The organism is Anaerovibrio sp. (genome assembly GCF_051866355.1).
Taxonomy (GTDB): domain Bacteria; phylum Bacillota; class Negativicutes; order Selenomonadales; family Selenomonadaceae; genus Anaerovibrio.
The window spans coordinates 1-17,740 of sequence record NZ_JBJDWZ010000060.1 but is presented as its reverse complement, the minus strand read 5'-3'; the positions used below and the strand labels follow the sequence as shown (position 1 = coordinate 17,740).

Annotated in this window: 14 protein-coding genes; 13 read left to right on the top strand and 1 reads right to left on the bottom strand. The window is 54.9% G+C overall.

Annotated elements, in window-relative coordinates; genetic code table 11:
* Positions 1–1,103 (top strand): putative polysaccharide biosynthesis protein (locus ACI3UA_RS03520; protein ID WP_439723448.1); only part of this gene is annotated, 1,103 nt, incomplete at its 5' end.
* Positions 1,104–1,107: 4 nt separating this feature from the next.
* On the top strand, positions 1,108–1,977 hold the full coding sequence (locus ACI3UA_RS03515) for a diacylglycerol/lipid kinase family protein (RefSeq protein WP_439723447.1): 870 nt from the start codon (positions 1,108–1,110) through the stop codon (positions 1,975–1,977).
* 188 nt (positions 1,978–2,165) lie between these two features.
* Here the strand turns inward: ACI3UA_RS03515 and ACI3UA_RS03510 are convergent, their stop codons facing one another.
* The gene (locus tag ACI3UA_RS03510) at positions 2,166–2,441 is read right to left on the bottom strand and encodes a hypothetical protein (RefSeq protein WP_439723446.1); all 276 of its coding nucleotides are present in this window, start codon (positions 2,439–2,441) and stop codon (positions 2,166–2,168) included.
* Between the two features lie 199 nt (positions 2,442–2,640).
* Between ACI3UA_RS03510 and ACI3UA_RS03505 the strand changes: the two genes are divergently transcribed.
* The 11 genes from ACI3UA_RS03505 to aroB form a co-directional block, all read left to right on the top strand.
* Positions 2,641–3,654, top strand: a complete 1,014-nt coding sequence (locus ACI3UA_RS03505) for a DHH family phosphoesterase (RefSeq protein WP_439723445.1) — start codon at positions 2,641–2,643, stop codon at positions 3,652–3,654.
* 88 nt (positions 3,655–3,742) lie between these two features.
* Positions 3,743–4,888, top strand: a complete 1,146-nt coding sequence (locus tag ACI3UA_RS03500; RefSeq protein ID WP_439723444.1) for an exonuclease SbcCD subunit D — start codon at positions 3,743–3,745, stop codon at positions 4,886–4,888.
* The gene (locus ACI3UA_RS03495; RefSeq protein WP_439723443.1) at positions 4,875–7,430 is read left to right on the top strand and encodes an AAA family ATPase; all 2,556 of its coding nucleotides are present in this window, start codon (positions 4,875–4,877) and stop codon (positions 7,428–7,430) included. Before ACI3UA_RS03500 ends, ACI3UA_RS03495 begins: the two co-directional genes overlap by 14 nt.
* 156 nt (positions 7,431–7,586) lie before the next feature.
* Positions 7,587–9,743, top strand: a complete 2,157-nt coding sequence (locus ACI3UA_RS03490; RefSeq protein ID WP_439723442.1) for a chemotaxis protein CheW — start codon at positions 7,587–7,589, stop codon at positions 9,741–9,743.
* A gap of 14 nt (positions 9,744–9,757) precedes the next feature.
* Positions 9,758–10,300, top strand: a complete 543-nt coding sequence (locus ACI3UA_RS03485) for a chemotaxis protein CheW (protein ID WP_439723441.1) — start codon at positions 9,758–9,760, stop codon at positions 10,298–10,300.
* 47 nt (positions 10,301–10,347) lie between these two features.
* The gene (locus ACI3UA_RS03480) at positions 10,348–12,069 is read left to right on the top strand and encodes a methyl-accepting chemotaxis protein (RefSeq protein ID WP_439723440.1); all 1,722 of its coding nucleotides are present in this window, start codon (positions 10,348–10,350) and stop codon (positions 12,067–12,069) included.
* Between the two features lie 116 nt (positions 12,070–12,185).
* Complete coding sequence (locus tag ACI3UA_RS03475) at positions 12,186–13,004, top strand: CheR family methyltransferase (RefSeq protein ID WP_439723439.1); 819 nt, start codon at positions 12,186–12,188, stop codon at positions 13,002–13,004.
* Positions 13,005–13,011: 7 nt separating this feature from the next.
* Positions 13,012–14,400, top strand: a complete 1,389-nt coding sequence (gene cheB / locus ACI3UA_RS03470) for a chemotaxis-specific protein-glutamate methyltransferase CheB (protein ID WP_439723438.1) — start codon at positions 13,012–13,014, stop codon at positions 14,398–14,400.
* A gap of 2 nt (positions 14,401–14,402) precedes the next feature.
* Complete coding sequence (locus ACI3UA_RS03465; RefSeq protein WP_439723437.1) at positions 14,403–16,163, top strand: PAS domain-containing sensor histidine kinase; 1,761 nt, start codon at positions 14,403–14,405, stop codon at positions 16,161–16,163.
* Between the two features lie 12 nt (positions 16,164–16,175).
* A complete protein-coding gene (locus ACI3UA_RS03460; protein ID WP_439723436.1) occupies positions 16,176–16,571 on the top strand; it encodes a response regulator in 396 nt (131 codons plus the stop codon).
* Positions 16,572–16,655: 84 nt separating this feature from the next.
* A partial coding sequence (aroB, locus tag ACI3UA_RS03455; RefSeq protein WP_439723434.1) for a 3-dehydroquinate synthase occupies positions 16,656–17,740 on the top strand: 1,085 nt, incomplete at its 3' end.

The following is a 17,740-nucleotide window of genomic DNA, read 5'->3' as shown; positions in this document are numbered from 1 at the left end:
CCTGGGGACTGGATTTTGCGGCGGCAGGTGCCAGCCTGGGCGCCTTTGCCGGTGCAGTGGCGGGTCTTCTTGTGCTGGTGTATTTTCACTGGAGGCTGGAAAAGGACATCAGGAGCGAGTACGGCAGGGATATAAAGCCTCTGCCGGACGCGGAGCGTTCCTCTACCTGGAAGATTATCAAGCGTATCTTCGCTCTCTCTCTGCCTGTGTCTGCCGCCAGTATCATGCTGCCGGTGGTATCCAATCTGGATCTGGCTATCGTGCCACAGCGGCTGGAGGTTGCCGGCTACAGTGTCAATGAAGCAACGGAGCTGTTCGGCTATCTGACGGGCATGGCGGTGCCGCTGGTGAATCTGGCCACCATCCTGACCGCCTCGCTGGCTGTCAGCCTGGTACCGGCCATTTCCAAGGCGAGGGCGCTAAAGGATGACAAGCTGGTATTCAGCCAGACTGCCTCCGGCGTGCGCATTTCCAACTTTGTGTGCTTTCCGGCCTTCGTGATTGTGTTTGTGCTGGCTACGCCGATTTCCACCCTGATTTACAATGCGCCGGGAGCGGGGCCGGCTGTGCTGGTGTCCTCCTTCAGCATCGTGCTTTTGGGGCTGCATCAGGTTTCCACGGCGGTACTGCAGGGACTGGGACATCCTTCCATCCCTATGATTAACATGATCGTTGCGGCCTTTTTCAAGGTAGTGCTGAACTGGGTGCTGACTGCCCAGCCATCACTTGGCATCATGGGCGCGGCCTGGGCTACGGCGGCTGACATGGGCGTGGCCGCTGTCATCAATATGTACTTTATTCACCGCTATATTGGCTATCGGATTGAGCTGCCGCAGTTTATCAAGACGGTTGCGGCCGCGGCTGTCATGGCGGTTTCCGTTTATTTCTTCTATGACTTTACCATGGGCTGGTGGGGCAGCAACGTATTTTCCACCTTTGCTGCCGTTCCTGTTGGCTGTGTGGTTTATCTGGCTGTGCTGCTGCTTATCGGGGGCATGCTGGAGGAGGATATTGTCCGGATTCCGATGATTGGTGCGTATAGTATCAGGGCCTTGCGCCGTATTGGCGTATTCAAGGCTTCTGCGGACAAGGAGGCGGCCTGACATTATGAAAAAAATTGTGCTTGTATACAATCCGGTGTCCGGCAAGGCGAAGTTCAAGCGCAGCCTGGACAATATTATTGGCAAGCTGCAGCGGCGCGGCTGTATGGTGATTCCCTATCGCACCACTCCGGAAAACGAGAATCTGGCAGAGTTCATCCGTCAGGCGGCGCCGGAGGGGATAATCGCGGCAGGTGGCGACGGCACTGTTCACGAGGTGGTGAATCTGGTCATGCATGAGGGGCTGGATTTGCCTGTGGGCATCATCGGCAGTGGCACTTCCAACGATTTTGCCACCTATCTGCGTCTGGATACGGAGGATTATTTTGACAGGATAGCTGCAGGGAAGATTATGGAGGTGGACCTGGGCAAGGTCGGTGATGAGTATTTTATCAACGTGGCCAGTGCCGGAATGGTTACCTCCATCGCCCATGAGGTTGATGTCAAGCTGAAGAATACCTTTGGCAAGCTGGCTTATTATGTGCAGGGCCTGAAAACCCTGCCCCAGTTCAAGGCACTGGATATGGTTATCAGGACGGAGGATGAGGAAATACGCGAGAAGGCGTTTCTGTTCCTGGTTGTCAACAGCAGCGTGGTGGCCAGCTTCAAGAATGCGGCCAAGCAGGCCAGCGTGCAGGATGGCAAGCTGGATCTGCTGCTGGTGAAGCAGTGCGGCATCGGGGAGCTGATGACGCTGACGGCGGAGCTTTTGGCCGGCAAGGATGTATCAGGCCGCAAGGAGGTTGTCTATCGTCAGGCCGCCAGCTTTGAGGTGTCCTGTGATACGGAGCTGGTCAGCGATCTGGACGGAGAGCTGGGGCCGAGACTGCCGCTCCAAATCAGGACCATCCCCAAGGCATTGAAGCTGTTCTACTGAGTGCTTCGGAAGCAGGACAGGCGGAAAGCAAAAATAGAAAAAGGAAAAAGGGACTGTCCCCTTGCGTGAGAGTTCAGCTGTTTTCAGGCCGGCGGCCTGATAGCAGGCTATCTCACGGGGACAGTCCCTTTTTGGTGCGGTGCTGATGTGCCGCAGCTTTTTGGATGCGTTTTGGCTGTGCACCGGTATTACTGGATAGGTGGCAGATCCTTTACCCAGCCCTTAAAAGCGCGGATGATGCCGCCGGCAGGCATGGCGTCGAGCTGCTCGTCAGTCAGGTTGGCAGGAATCATCGGTGCCAGTGTGGCCGCGGCGGCCAGAAATTCCTCCAGGCTCATGCCGGCCAGGGCAGGCTTGGCAATCTCATAGGCCTCCTGTGGACTTTTGGCGGCGGCAAGCTTCTGGAGCATTTCCGGATTCTGCATAATCATCGCGCCAATCTGCATAAATTTCTCAGGTATCATTAAAATCACATTCCTTCATAAAATATTCCTAATACAGTGCTATTATAGCAAATATATCGGTTTTTGAAAACATTTTTAGAATTCGGAAAAAATTTTAGTGCAGTAAAGCGAAAAGTAGACTATACTATATATTGTCGATGGTTTTGCAGGCGGGGGGCATATCCTGACTGCAGGGCTCGCTACACGAGGAGGTAAGAGAATGAATGAACGGCTGGGTGGTCTTTTAAAGGCTATAACTCATGAACATGTATATATTCAGACCCACGATTTTCCCGACCCGGATGCCATAGCGTCTGCTTACGGGCTGCAGCAGCTTTTGAAATATTGCGGCGTGGAGGCGACGGTGTGCTATCAGGGCAGGATTGAGCGGTTCAACACAAACTACATCATGGAAAAACTGGGCATCAGCTTTAGCAAGCTGGTGGACATTAATGATGTACTGCGTGAGGATGATGAGGTTATTCTGGTTGACTCCCAGAAGTTTAATTCTAATGTGGAGGATATAAAAGGTGTGGAAATCGCCAGCATAGACCATCATCCGACCTTTTTTCAGGCAGAGTACCGCTTTGCGGACATTCGTCCGGAGGTGGGCTCCTGTGCCGCCATTATCGCCAGCTATTTTTTTGAGAATGATATTCCCATGGATGAAAGGACGGCGCTGGTGCTGACCTTTGGCATACGCAGCGATACGGCCAAGCTGTCAAGGGGGGTAAGCCAGCTGGATCTGGACATGCTTTCCAGACTGTTTGCCTTCTGTGATGGTGATACCATCTATTATCTGGAGAATTCCGAGCTGGACTTTGAGGATTTGGGGGCTTATGCCAAGGCCATAGAGAGCATTGAGATGTATGAGGGGGATACGGCCTTTGCCTTCGCCGGGGAGAACTGCCCTGAGGCGCTGGTGGCATCCGTTTCTGATTTCATCCTGAGCATCGTCAAGGTGACTTTTTCCGTGGTGTATTCCCGCAAGGCGCTGGGCTTGAAGCTGTCCGTCAGGTGCAGCAGCGGCCTGAATGCAGGCGCGATTACGGCCAAGGCCCTGCGGGGGTTCGGCGACGGGGGCGGCCATCAGGTGATGGCCGGCGGCTTTGTGCCTTTTTCCGGCACGGACAGCCAGATGGCAAAGCTGATTGAGGATATCAAGGAGGCCTTTATTAAGCAGATCAGGCGGGCCAAGGCGGCCAGAAGCCGTCTTGCTGGTTTGGACAGATAGGGTATATAATGGTATAGGCAGCATGGGCATTACCTGCTATGGTACTGCCTGTGCTGCTTTTTTTGCGTTTGGAAGGGAGTGAGGCTGGATGAAGCTGCTGCATTTGGGTGATTTGCACATTGGCAGGTCGCTGGGGGATTTTGACATTCTGGCTGACCAGAGATATATACTGGATGAAATACTGGGCGCGGTCAGGGAGCACCAGGTGGATGCGGTGCTGCTGGCGGGGGATATTTATGACAGGCCGGTTCCCAGTGAGGGGGCGGTGCGCCTGCTGGATTATTTTTTGAGCAGCCTGTCGGAGCTGGCTGTGAAGGTTTTTATGATCAGCGGCAATCATGATTCGGATGAGCGGTTGAACTTTGGCAGCAGATTTTTTGAGGCCAGGGGCATCTTTATTGCTGCCAGGTATCAGGGAGAACTGTACCACAGGTGTATTGACGGGGTGAATTTTTATCTTCTGCCCTTTGTCAAGGCCTCCCAGGTAAAGCACTTTTTCCCGGAGGAGAAAATCGAGAGCTATGATCAGGCTGTGAAGGTGATTCTGCGCCACGGGGGGATTGAGCCGGATGCCTGCAACGTGCTGGTTGCCCATCAGTTTGTGGCGGGCGGCGGGCTAGTGCCGGAGCTGGCCGGTTCCGAAAGCGCCGCCGTGCAGAATGTGGGGCTGGTGGAGCAGATAGGGGCGGATAATTTTGACGCATTTTCCTATGTGGCGCTGGGCCATATTCACAGGCCCCAGCAGGCAGGCAGGAAAACCGTGCGCTATGCAGGCTCGCCGCTGAAATATTCCCTGGGGGAATGCCATGATGCCAAAAGCATGCCGCTGGTTACTATAGGCAGTGACGGCAGTGCTGAGGTGGAGCTGCTTCCGTTGAAGCCAAGGCGGGAGCTGCGCCATCTGACCGGCAGGCTGGAACAGCTTCTGGACAGGGAAAATCTGCAGGATACTGATGACTATATCTATGTGACGCTGACGGATGAGGAGCCGCGGGATAACGCCATGGGGATTATTCAGAGCTATTATCCCCATACTGTAAAGCTGGATTACAGGAATTCCCGCACGCTGGCCCTGGAGCGGGAGGATATCCTTCCGGCGTCGGAGCTTCGCTCCTTTGAAGAGCTGGCAGGGGATTTTTACCGGCTGGTCTACGGGCAGGAGATTAGTGACGAGGAAATGGCAGTGCTGAAGGAGATTGGTGCAAAGGCAGGTGTGACGGATGAAGCCGATTAAGCTGATAATCAGCGGCATCGGACCCTATGGGGACAGGATGCCGGAAATAAATTTTCAGGAATTTGAGCTGAACAGGCCGATTCTGATTGCGGGGGAGACAGGTGCCGGCAAGACCATGATTTTTGATGCCATCTGCTTCGCTCTTTTTGATGCAGTCAGCGGCAGCTACCGCGGCACGGACAGCCTGCGCAGCGAGTATGCCGGGCCGGGCACGGAAAGCTATGTGGATTTTTATTTTTCCCATCAGGGCAGGGAATATCGGATTTACCGCCAGCCTTCGTATATGCGCCCTTTGAAGCGGGGCAGCGGTTTCAGGCAGGAAAAGGAGAAGGCGGTGCTGTACCCCGGCGACGATGCACCTATTGAGGGGATAAAGGCCGTCAATCAGGCTGTCAGGGAGCTTCTGCATGTGGATGAAAAGCAGTTCAAGCAGCTGGCTATGATCGCCCAGGGGGAATTCTGGGGACTGCTGAATGCCAGGACGGAGGAACGTACCGGCATCCTGCGCCACATCTTCATGACCGAGGGCTACAAGTCCATGGAGCTGCAGCTGCGTGAGAAGAGGAACAGGGCGGCCAAGGCTGTGGATGTGCTGGAAAGAAGCATGATTCAGTATTTTTGTGAAGCGGAGGCAGAGCCGGAAAGTCCCCTGGCAGGGGAGCTGGAACAGCTGCAAGCAAGGCTTGCAGGCAGTGGCGGCATCTGCGGCGTGGAGGAAATGCTGTCCCTGCTGGACAGGGCAGCGGCGGAAGATGAGCCCGCCCTGCGGAGCCTGCAGGAACAGATGGAAAAGCTGCAGCAGTCGGGGCAGGAGCTCCAGAAGGATTTTGCCCTGGCAGAAAATCATGAACACAACATCAAAAAGCATGTGGGGCTGCAAAAACAGCTGGCAGAGCTTCAGGAACGGCTGAAGGGATACGAAAGGCAGGAGCAGGAGCTGACGGAGGCGGAAAAGAGCCTGCAGGAAAAGCTGGGGCAGCTGCAGGGGGAGCAGGAAAAGCTGAAGGAGGCTCCTGAGCAGCTGGCTGTCTGCCAGCAGGAGATCAGTTCGCTGGGAGAACTGCTGGAAAGGCTTGATAATTTGCAGAAGCAGCAGATACCCAGATATGGCAGGGTGAAAAAGAAGCTGGGCGGATTGCAGGCAGGACTGGTGGAAGCGCAGGTAGCCCACGCCGCCGCGTCAGGGGCGCGGCAGGAAGGGGAAATGTGCCTGGAGAGGAACAGGGCGGGAATCCTGGCCCTGGGGCTTCAGGAGGGGCGTCCCTGTCCTGTGTGCGGCTCTGTAAGCCATCCCAGCCCGGCCGGACTGCCGGAGAAGGCCGTCACGGAGGCGGAGGTAAAGACGCTGCAGCAGAAGGAAAAGAAAGCGGCGGAGGCCAGGGAGGCGGCGGCATCAGCGGCAGCGGCGGCCAGCGCGGAGCTGGCCGTACTGGATGAGCAGATAGGAGGCTATATGCTGGAATGCCTGCAGAGCGGTATCTGGCTGGAGGCTGTTGCCAGAGGCGAGGCTTTTGCCATGGAGGTTCCGGACAAGGCCGGACTGCGGCAGCTCTACGAGCTGATACAGCTCCAGCAGGGACGGCTGGCAGGCATTCTGGCCGGCAAGCAGAAAAAGGCAGATGGACTGCAGGAAATGGTCAGGATGCTGCGCCGGGTTGAAAGGGAGCTGGCCGCGGCAGGCGGCAGGGAGATGGACGAACTGCGCCGGAAAAGGCAGCTTTTGCAGAAGGAGCGGGAAAGCATCGGAACAGCCATAGCTGACAGGGAAGGCCAGCTGCAGCTTCTGGGACAGCTGACGGGCAGCGGCGGCCGCAGTGAGGCCGAGCTGGCGGAGTACAGGCAGGGCCTGCAGATAAGATTGCAGGAGAACAAGGCACGGCAGGAAAAATGCCAGCAGGAACAAGGCCGCATCAGCCGCCGCAGGGAAAACAATCTCAGCCGCCGGGAGAAGATAGCAGGACAGCAGGCGGACTTTGACAAGGCGAAGCACGAAGCGGCCATTCTGGGGCGGCTTTACAATCTGGTCAGCGGCCAGACCGGCAACGGCAAGCTGACGCTGGAGCAGTATGTTCAGGCGGCCGGTTTTGACAGCATCATCAGGGCGGCCAACAGGCGCCTGGGGCCTATGAGCGACGGCCAGTACGAGCTGTACCGTCAGGAGAAGGAGCTGGGCAATAAGAGCCATACCTACCTTGATTTGGAAGTTCTGGACAATTATACGGGCAAACGCCGCCCGGTCAGAAGCCTTTCCGGGGGAGAGAGCTTCAAGGCTTCCCTCAGCCTGGCGCTGGGGCTTTCGGACAAGGTGTCTTCCGAGCTGGGGGGAATCTGCATGGATGCGCTGTTCATTGATGAAGGTTTTGGCACGTTGGACAGAAAATCCATTGAACGGGCCATGGAGATTCTGCTGAAGCTGTCGGACAGCAGCAAGCTGGTGGCGATTATCAGCCACAGGGAGGAGCTGATAGAGGCGGTGCCGCAGCAGATTCAGGTAACAAAGACCCGCACCGGCAGTTCCCTGCGGATAGAAACAGGAAAATAAAATTTTTTGCTCAAAAAGAAGGAATTTTCTGGTATATATTGAAATTATACAGTGGCAATGTATTATTTTGGGCAAGAGGTACTACAACGGCATGGATTTTTGATGTATAATGAACAAGTGGGATATTATTAATTTTTTAGGATTGGGGATGATTGTGTGGCAGAACCTATGGTAGAAGTATTCATTTACGAAACGCGTCAGTTTCTGGAGCAGCTGGAGCAGATTGCCCTGGGCAGTGAGGAAAGCGGCGGCTTCAGCGTCGACGACGTAAATGAAATTTTCCGCGCCATGCATACGATAAAAGGCTCCGCGGCCATGATGATGTTCGATGAGGTGTCGACCCTGGCACACTCGGTAGAGGACATTTTTTACTATATCAGGGAGCTTCACCCGCAGAAGGTGGATACGACGGCCATTACGGATATCGTGCTGAATGCGGTGGATTTTATCCGCATTGAAATGGACAAGCTGGACGGCGGCGGACAGCCTGATATGAGCAGCCAGGAGCTGAGGGAGTACACGAAGAATTTCCTCCGTGAAATGAAGATAGCCAACGGCGATGACCCTGATATAGATTTGCGCAAGGCCAAGAATGCCAATGCCGCCAAGAAGGAAAAACCGAAGCAGTATTACATCGGAGCTGCCAAGGCCCCTGCAGCCGCCGAGGCGGCCGCAGGCGAGGGCGGCAGGGAGGACGGTGTCCACGTCTTTGCCGCTACCATCTTTTTCCAGGAAGGCTGTGAGATGGAGGAGGTTCGTGCCTTTGGCGTATTGAACAACCTCAAGGAAAAGGTGATTGAGATTCACAACCTGCCGGAGAAGATTCTGGAGGACGATACGGCTGTAGATACCATCAGATCGCTGGGCTTCCGCATTTTCTTCACCGCCAAGATGAATTACGACGAGGTGAAGAAGGAGCTGGACCAGACCATCTTCATGGAAAAGCTGGAGCTGAAGGAGCTGGCCAGCACGGCGGAGTGCGAATACTGGCCGACACCTGAAACGGTGGCGATTAACGCCATGGAAAACACGGAACCGATAAAGCCGGAGCTGCCGCCGGAGTCTCCGCGGCCGGAGCCTGTGGCGCCGCCACCGCCTGCCGCTTCCGGCAGCAGGACGCCTGTACACCACGGGGAGGGCGCCCAGATGATCAGCGTCCGGGTGGACAAGCTGGACAAGCTGATGGATCTGGTGGGCGAGCTGGTGATTGCCGAGGCCATGGTTACCCAGAATCCCGATCTGGCGGGCATGGAGCTGGACAATTTCCAGAAGGCGGCCCGGCAGCTGCACAAGATTAACGGGGAGCTGCAGGACAGCGTGATGGCGCTCCGCATGGTTCCGCTGGAGGGCACCTTCAAGAAGATGAACAGAATTGTCCGCGACATGACCAAGAAGCTGGGCAAGAAGGCGCGCCTGGTGCTGGTAGGTGAGGACACCGAGGTGGACAAGAACATTAACGAGCATATTTCTGACCCGCTGATGCACATTGTCAGGAACTCCATTGACCACGGCATCGAGATGCCGGAGGTGCGGCTGGATGCCGGAAAGGCGGAGATGGGCACAGTCACCCTGTCGGCGGAGAATGCCGGCGGTGAAGTTGTCATCAAAATCAAGGATGACGGCGGCGGGCTGAATAAGGAAAAAATCATGGAAAGAGCCAGAAGGAACGGCCTTCTGGCCAAGCCGGAAGCGGAGTATACGGACAGGGAGATTTATTCCTTCATCTTCGCGCCGGGCTTTTCCACCAAGGAAAAGGTAACGGAGTTTTCCGGCCGCGGCGTGGGTATGGATGTGGTGGTATCCAACATCAAGACCCTGGGCGGCAATGTAATCGTGGACAGCGACCCGGGCATGGGCAGCACGACCACCATCAGGATTCCGCTGACGCTGGCGATTATTGACGGCATGTCCGTCAGTGTGGGCGGTTCCAGCTTTACGATTCCGATTACCAGCATCAGCCGCTCCTTCCGTCCGGAGGAAGGGCAGATTTTCAAGGATCCTGATGGTCAGGAGATGATTATGGTGCAGGGCAGGTGCTGCCCTGTGGTGCGCCTGTATGACATGTACAGGATTGATGAGGCCGTTACGGAGCCGTCAGAGGGGATTGTCCTGCTTTTAGAGGCGGGGGAAAAGACCTTCGGCGTGCTGGCGGACAGGCTTCTGGGGGTGCAGGAGATTGTGGTCAAGCCTGTGCCGCAGTACATCAGCAGGTTGATGAATACAACAGGCATCAGCGGCTGTACGCTTTTGGGGGATGGCAGTATCAGCCTGATATTGGACCCGCAGATGCTGCATAATATGATTTATTCGTAATGGGAGGGATTGACGTGGAGGAAGAGAAGAATCTCATGGAAGAGGAGGACACCCAGAAGGACAAGTACCTGACCTTTTCCCTGGGAGATGAGGTTTATGGCATTGATATCAGGGTGGTTATTGAGATTATAGGCATCCAGAAGATTACCACCGTGCCGGAGGTGCCGGACTATGTACGGGGCATCATCAACCTGCGTGGCAAGATTATTCCGGTGGTGGATATGCGTCTGAGGTTCAGGCGTGAGTACCGCGAATACACTGACAGGACCTGCGTGATCGTAGTGGAAATAAACGGCGTGCTCATCGGCCTGATTGTGGATGGTGTTTCCGAGGTGCTGGATATTGCGGAGAAAAACGTAGTGCCGCCGCCTGATTTGAAGGCTTCCCAGAACAAGTACATCAGGGGGATTGGCAAGCTGGAGTCCAGCGTTGTGCTGCTTCTGGACTGGGAAAAGCTGTTTTCGGAGGACGATCAGGAGCTGATGGGCAGTGCTGCCGGGGAGGATTCTGCAAAGAATGCCGGCGATAGTGCATCAGGGGAAAATAAATCCGAATAGGGTATGGATGGAGTAATTGTCCGGCATTTTGAGATAGAGGTGTAGATATGATGTTATTCAAGAATATGAAAATCGGTACGAAGCTGATGATTTTTATGGTCATCATGGAGCTTTTGATTATCGGCGTTGCCTATCATGGGATTACGGTATCAAGGGATACTGATGAAACCTACCGGGATATCATGGCAAATGATGTGCATGCCAGTGCGAATGCATACGAGATGGGCATGCATTTCCAGCATGCCAGGGCCAACATGCTGCTGGCTCTGCGCAGTGAGGATTCTGCCAAGAAGCAGGAATACACTGCCGCTATGGAGAAGAATCTGGCAGAGGCAGATGAGTGCCTCAAGGTATTGCAGCAGACAGCCAAAAGCGACCGGGCCAAGACTGAGATTGCGGCCCTGACCACTGCATACAACAATTTCCGCCAGAGTTCGGCCGGCTATCTCAAGCAGCAGTCAACTCCCCAGGCTCTGGAGGCCGGGGCCAGGACAGCCGTGGTTGCCGAATATGTAAAGAGTGACGAAGTTATTGCCGAAAAGCTGCATGAAATTGCCGATATGGGTTATGCCTCGGCCCAGAAGCGTGATCTGGCCATCAGCGAGGAGCTGGACAGCGATGTTACCGCTATCATGGTGGTGGCCCTGCTGATGATTCTCTGCTCGTCTGCGGCCGGAATCCTCTTTAACAGCGATGTAAAGAAGCGCCTTATGCAGCTCAGCGAGTCTGCTGACAGGATTGCTGACGGCGATCTGGCAACCGAGGTGGTTACCAGCACCGGTGACGAGCTGGGAGATGCTGCGGCCAGCTTTGAGATTATGCGCCAGCGTGTCCGGGAGGTCATGGTGGAGATTAACCATGAGGCGGATCAGGTGGCTGCCGGTGCGCAGAATGTATCTGATGCCAGCGTAGCCCTGTCCCAGGGCGCTTCCGAGCAGGCGGCTTCCGTACAGCAGCTGTCGGCTTCCATTTCCCAGATTGCCTCCCAGACAGCCAGCAATGCCCAGAATGCGGAAAAGGCCAACGAGCTGACTGTAGGCACCAGAAACAGGGCGGAGATTGGCAATCAGGAAATGCAGGAAATGCTGTCCGCTATGGAGGAAATCAACGTATCCTCCGTCAATATTTCCAAGATTATCAAGGTCATTGATGAAATTGCCTTCCAGACCAATATCCTGGCCCTGAATGCGGCCGTGGAGGCTGCCCGTGCCGGACAGCACGGCAAGGGCTTTGCCGTAGTGGCGGAAGAGGTGCGCAATCTGGCCGCCCGCAGCGCCAAGGCTGCCAAGGAAACTACCGATATGATTGAGGGCTCCATGGAGAAGGTGGAGGCAGGCCGTGGCATCGCCCACAAGACGGCAGAGGCCTTGAACGAAATCGTGGGAGATGTGGCTGCGGTGGCTGATATTGTAGCCAGCATTGCCAAGGCATCCAATGAGCAGAAGCTGGCCCTTGAGCAGATTAATCAGGGCGTTCAGCAGGTATCCCAGGTCGTGCAGTCCAATTCCTCCACATCCGAGGAAGCCGCTACTGCCAGCCAGCACCTCAGCACGCAGGCTGACAACATGAAGGCCAGCGTAGGCAGGTTCAAGCTGGGGCATAGCGGCAGCAGCTTCTATCAGCCGTCTGCCAAGGCGCCTGCTGTCCGTGCCGAGGCACAGGCAGGGAGCGCACAGAGAATGCAGGGGGGCGCAGTGAAGCCTGCCGCACCTGGCGTTAAGCCAAAGACCATTGCCCTGACTGACGAGGAAGGCTTTGGCAAATACTGAAGCTGACAGATTGCAGGGAGAGAGGCTGTGCAGATATGCAGCCCTATGTGTTGACAGGGCGGCTTATGGTGTGTCAGGCAGTATAAGCCGCCCGGGAGAATGAGGGAGAGGACTTTATGCAGGAATCTTTATTCCAGCAGTATGCCCAGCTGGTTCAGCAGCATTTTGGCATACAGCTGCCATTAGAAAAAAAAGCGCTGCTGGAGTCGCGTTTGTTCAAGCTGCTCAACGACAGGGCCGGGCAGCCTGGCTTTGGAGATGAGCGGGAATTTCTGGAGTATGTGCTGGAGGATGCGTCAGGGAAGGCCCTGACGCTGCTTTCCGAGGCCATTACCACTCATCATACGTTTTTTATGCGGGAAGCTGATCATTTTGATTTCTTTGGCAAGCAGGTTCTGCCTTATCTGGAGAGCAGCATCAGGGACGGCGATGTGCGTACCTGGTGTGCCGCCTGTTCCAGCGGTGAAGAGTCCTATACGCTGGCCATGATTATGGCGGATTTTTTTGCCCTGCGGGGGCCTGAATGGGAAACCACCCTGCTGGCTACGGATTTGTCCCAGGACATTCTCGATGTGGCCAGGGCCGGAATTTATGCGGGGGAATCCGTGCGTACCCTGCCTGCCCAGTGGCAGGCAGAGTTTTTTCACCGCCTTTCTGATGGTACATATCAGGTTTCTGACAGGCTCAAGCAGAAGGTTCTCTATCGCAAGTTTAACCTGATGACGCCTGTTTTCCCTTTTAGAAGGCCGTTTCATGTGATTTTCTGCCGCAATGTGATGATATATTTTGATACTCCTACCAGGGATGCGCTGGTACGGAAGTTTTATGACTTTTTAGAGCCGGGAGGCTTTTTGTTTGTGGGCCACTCCGAAGTAATTGACAGGCAGTCGGCACCATTTGAATATGTGATGCCGTCCGTTTATCGAAAGAAGTGATCCTGATATGGAACCAGTGAAAGTTTTAATAGTTGATGATTCAATGTTTTTTCGGGAGGTTCTGGCACGGGGATTAAAGAACCGGCTGCCCGGTGGCAGTGTTATTGAAAAGGCTGGTGATGCCTTTGCTGCCAGGGACAGGATTTTGTCCTTTGATCCGGATGTGATGATTCTGGATGTGGAGATGCCGAACATGAACGGCATTGAATTTCTGCGCAGGCTGATTGTGCAGTACAATCTGCCCACCATCGTGTCCAGCTCAAGGCCGGCGTACAAAAACCTGGCCTTGGAGGCAGGGGCTTTTTCCTTCTTGGAAAAGCCCTCCAGTACCTTGAGCAGCAGCGGTTATATGGATGATATGGCCGAGGAAATAGGACTGGCTCGTGAGCATGGCAGGAGGATGGCGGCAGAAGCCGGCCGGGCTGCCGAAGCGGAAGAAGCTCAGCTGGCAAGGGTGGAGGAGCTGGTCAGGCAGGCTGACGCTGATCCGCCAAAGCCGCGGGCTTCCTATGAGCTGATGTCCGGGCGTCCGCCTTCGCCTGCCGGGAGGGTATCCGTCAGGGAGGCCATAACGGCGGCAGCGGCGACGGTTGCTTCCACTACGGATGCGGCCAGTACCGTATCCGCCCTGAGCGGCGGGTATGCAGGCCGGGCAGGAAAGGATGCGCCGGGCAGTTCCTACAAGGACGCCATGACTGCCAACATGAACAGGATTGTGGACAGCATGAAGCAGATGTCGGCCCTGCGCGGTGAGGACAGGGAACCGCCCCGCTCTGTGCCCATGAGCCAGATAAAGGTGCCCGTGCCCGGCAAGACAGTACAGCTGATAGCAATCGGGGCATCCACAGGCGGCACGGAGGCGCTGTCAGCGATTTTGAAGGCACTTCAGCCACCCCTGCCGCCGATTGTGATTGTTCAGCATATACCACCTATGTTTTCCAAGCTGTTTGCAGACAGGCTGAACAATGAATGCCATATTTCCGTCAAGGAAGCGGAAAACGGGGACAAGCTGGAAGATAACTGTGCGTATGTGGCACCGGGTGACAAGCAGATGATGGTAAAGAGATTTGGCGACATGATGCAGCTGGACGTGAACTACGGCCCGAAGGTGAACGGGCATTGCCCATCTGTGGATGTGCTTTTTAACTCTGTTGCCGAAAGGATAGGCGACAGGGCGATGGGGGTAATCCTGACAGGCATGGGTGAGGACGGAGCGAGGGGGCTTCTGAAAATGCGGGAGGCAGGCTCTGTCACCCTGGGGCAGGATGAGGCCAGCTGTGTAGTGTATGGTATGCCGCGGGCTGCCTACGAGAGAGGGGCTGTTGTACAGCAGCTGCCTTTGTCGGGGATGGCCAGCATGATTACCAACGTGGCCAGATATCAGGGGAGGCGTTAGTAATGCATGTAGATACAGGAACGCCCTTTTCGTATGGAGATTTGGAAAGTGTACTTGGAGGGCTGGGGGATGGCTTTGTTCTGACCAATGTACAGGGTGTTGTTACCTACATGAACAAAGCTGCGGAACAGATATTTGAGTGCAGGTATGAACCGGAAACGGAGATTTTGTTTGCAGACATCTGCAGGCTGATTAACCTGGAGACGAAGGAGCGGTATTTTTGCCCGGTGGCAAAGGCCATCCGGGAAAACAGGACGGTGGGCCTGAGCAAAAATATCGGGATTATGCACGGCGAGCTGCCTGTATACCTGTCTGCGACCTGTTCGCCGCGCTATAACAGGGAGGGCAGCATCATCGGCAGTACCTCCGTGTTCAGGGATATAACCCGCCTGCACGGACTGGCACGCAAGATGGAAAGCGACCAGTATTATATGCGTTCCGTGTTCGAGGCGGCAAAGATTGGCATCTGCAGCCTTGGCATCCGCGGCGAGATTGTAGAGGTCAATGAGGCGGCGCTGGAAACGCTGGGGGGAACCTACAATGATGCCCTGGGTCAGCAGCTGGGTGATGTGTTTAAATGCGTAAACTGCATGCCTTACGGCTGCGGCAGGAGCGACAAGTGCAAGTTCTGCATTATCCGCAACAATATTGAGGCGGCCGTGCTGGATGATGGATTTTCGGCCGAGTTTGTGGCAGCGGTGATTTCGAGGGTTACAGAAGAGCCTATCTGGCTGCAGTTCTTCCTGACGCAGGTCTGGAAGGAAAATGAGAAGCAGATTGTGCTCACAATGATAGATATTTCAAAGCGTAAACAGAGGGAGAAGGAGCTGACTGAGGCACGCCGCATGGCGGAGGCCGCCAACAATACCAAGACGCAGTTTCTGGCTAATATGAGCCATGAAATCAGGACGCCGATAAACGGCATGACAGGCATGATAAATCTGACGCTGCGTTCGCCGCTCAACGAAGAGCAGCGCTCAAACCTGCAGGCGGCAAAGCAGTGTTCCGAGGATTTGCTGAAAATAATCAATGACATTCTTGACTATGCCAAGCTGGAAAGTGGCAAGATGGTAATTGAAAAGATAGATTTGGATCTGCATGTGCTTTTGAAGCGCGTCAGCGCCCTGCACGGCCAGGTGGCGGCGGGAAAGGGATTGGAATTCGTCTATCCTGACTGCAGCAACCTGCCGCAGTTTATTCAGGGGGATCCGCTGAGGCTTCGGCAGATACTGCATAACCTTTTGAACAATGCCCTGAAATTTACAGCCAAGGGCTCAATTATGCTGGGGTCCAGGACGTTTAAGCGGGGCATCAAGAGCCTGCTGGAGTTTTACGTGGAGGATACCGGCATCGGCATGACCACGGAGGCACAGGAAAAGCTGTTCAAGCCTTTCAGCCAGGTGGATGGCTCCACGACGAGGCGCTTTGGCGGCACGGGCCTGGGGCTGATGATTGTCAAGGAGCTGGTAACGGCTATGGATGGCGAGATACATGTGGTATCAAAGCCGGGGGCAGGCAGCAGGTTTACCTTCTCGATACCACTCGTGCTGGCGGATAAGGCTGATACGGAGCTGAAGGATCAGTCCGTGTTTGTAAATCCTTACTGGGAACGAAGGAGGAAGCCTGACGAGGAGCATGAGGCAGGAGATATGTGGCCGAAAACGCTGCAGGCGGCAGCAGATGGTGATGAGAATGACGATAAGCCGCCTGATGACGATATTCTTGATTTACTGAAATATTGTGAGGATAAGCTGAATAGCTAGGAGGGGGAAACAATGAAAATTTTGATTGCAGAGGATGACCGCATTAGCCGCAATTTTTTGCAGAAGTTCATGCAGGCCTACGGCGAGGTGGATGTGGCTGTTGACGGCATGGAAGCAGTTGACCTGTATATGGATTCCATCAAGAATAAGAACCGCTATGATTTGCTGTGCCTTGATATCATGATGCCGAAGGTAGACGGACTGAAGGTGCTGAAGGTTATCCGTCAGCTGGAAAAACAGCAGAATGTGCCGGAGGAGGAGCATCTGAAGATTATCATGATGACTGCGCTGGCAGATGTAGGCTATGTGGATGAGGCCTTCCGTCAGGGGTGTGATGCCTATGCGTCCAAGCCTGTGGATACGGACAAGGTGGAAAACGTCATGAGGAATCTCGGCCTGATAGAATAGGCTGGCCGGGCAGTCTGTGCGGACGCTGTATTTGGCGGTGCCGTCGGAGTGAGTGTAGTTTTTGAATAGAAAGATGGTTGTTGCATGCGTATAGTACCTGTAGAGCTGGGGAAGGATAGTTACAATATTTATATAGGCAATGGTCTGGAACAGGAGATAGCAGGCTTTTGCGAGCAGGGCGGTTTTTCCGGCAGGGGGCTGGTGATTACGGATACCAATGTGGGCCCTCTGTATGGCAAATGGCTGCTGCGGCTGCTGCAGCAGGGCGGCCTTGAGGCGGAGATATACGAGATTCCGGCAGGTGAAAGCTCCAAATCGCTGGCTGTGGCGGAAGAGCTGTTCACAAGATGCATTGAGCTGGGGATGGACAGGAAATCTCCGATTTTTGCCCTGGGCGGCGGTGTTGTCGGTGATCTGGCAGGCTTTGTGGCGGCCGCCTATATGCGTGGCGTGCCTTTTGTGCAGGTGCCTACCAGCCTTTTGGCGCAGGTTGATTCCAGCGTGGGTGGCAAGGTAGCGGTAAATCATCGGCTGGGCAAGAACCTGATAGGCGCCTTTTACCAGCCAAAGGCGGTATTCATGGATTTAAATACGCTGAAAACCCTGCCAAAGCGGGAGATTTACACGGGGCTGGGCGAGATTATCAAATACGGTATTATTTACGATAATGATTTTTTTAGATATCTTGAGGATAATCCGGAGCCGGTGCTGTCCCTTGATAATGAGGCGGCCATGCACATGACGGCGCGTTCCTGTGAAATCAAGGCAGAGGTGGTAAGTCAGGATGAGAAGGAGCTGGGACTGCGGGCGATTCTGAACTTCGGTCACACTGCGGCACATGCCATTGAGAAAAATACCGGCTACACCCGGTATAACCACGGTGAGGCTGTAGGTATCGGCATGGTGTGCGCGGCACATATCAGCCAGTCCCTGGGCATGATAGACAGCTCTTCCGTGGAGCGCGTCATCAGGCTGATTGAGGCCCTGCATCTGCCAATCAGGGCAGAAGGCTGTACCGTTGACCAGCTGTATGAGGATATTTTCCACGACAAAAAGACTGTAGGCGGCAAGGTAAAGTGGATTTTGATGGATGGCGGCATTGGCACTGTCACCGGCAGGAATGACGTGCCGGAGGCCGTGGTGCGGGAAGCCATGGGAAAAATTGTATA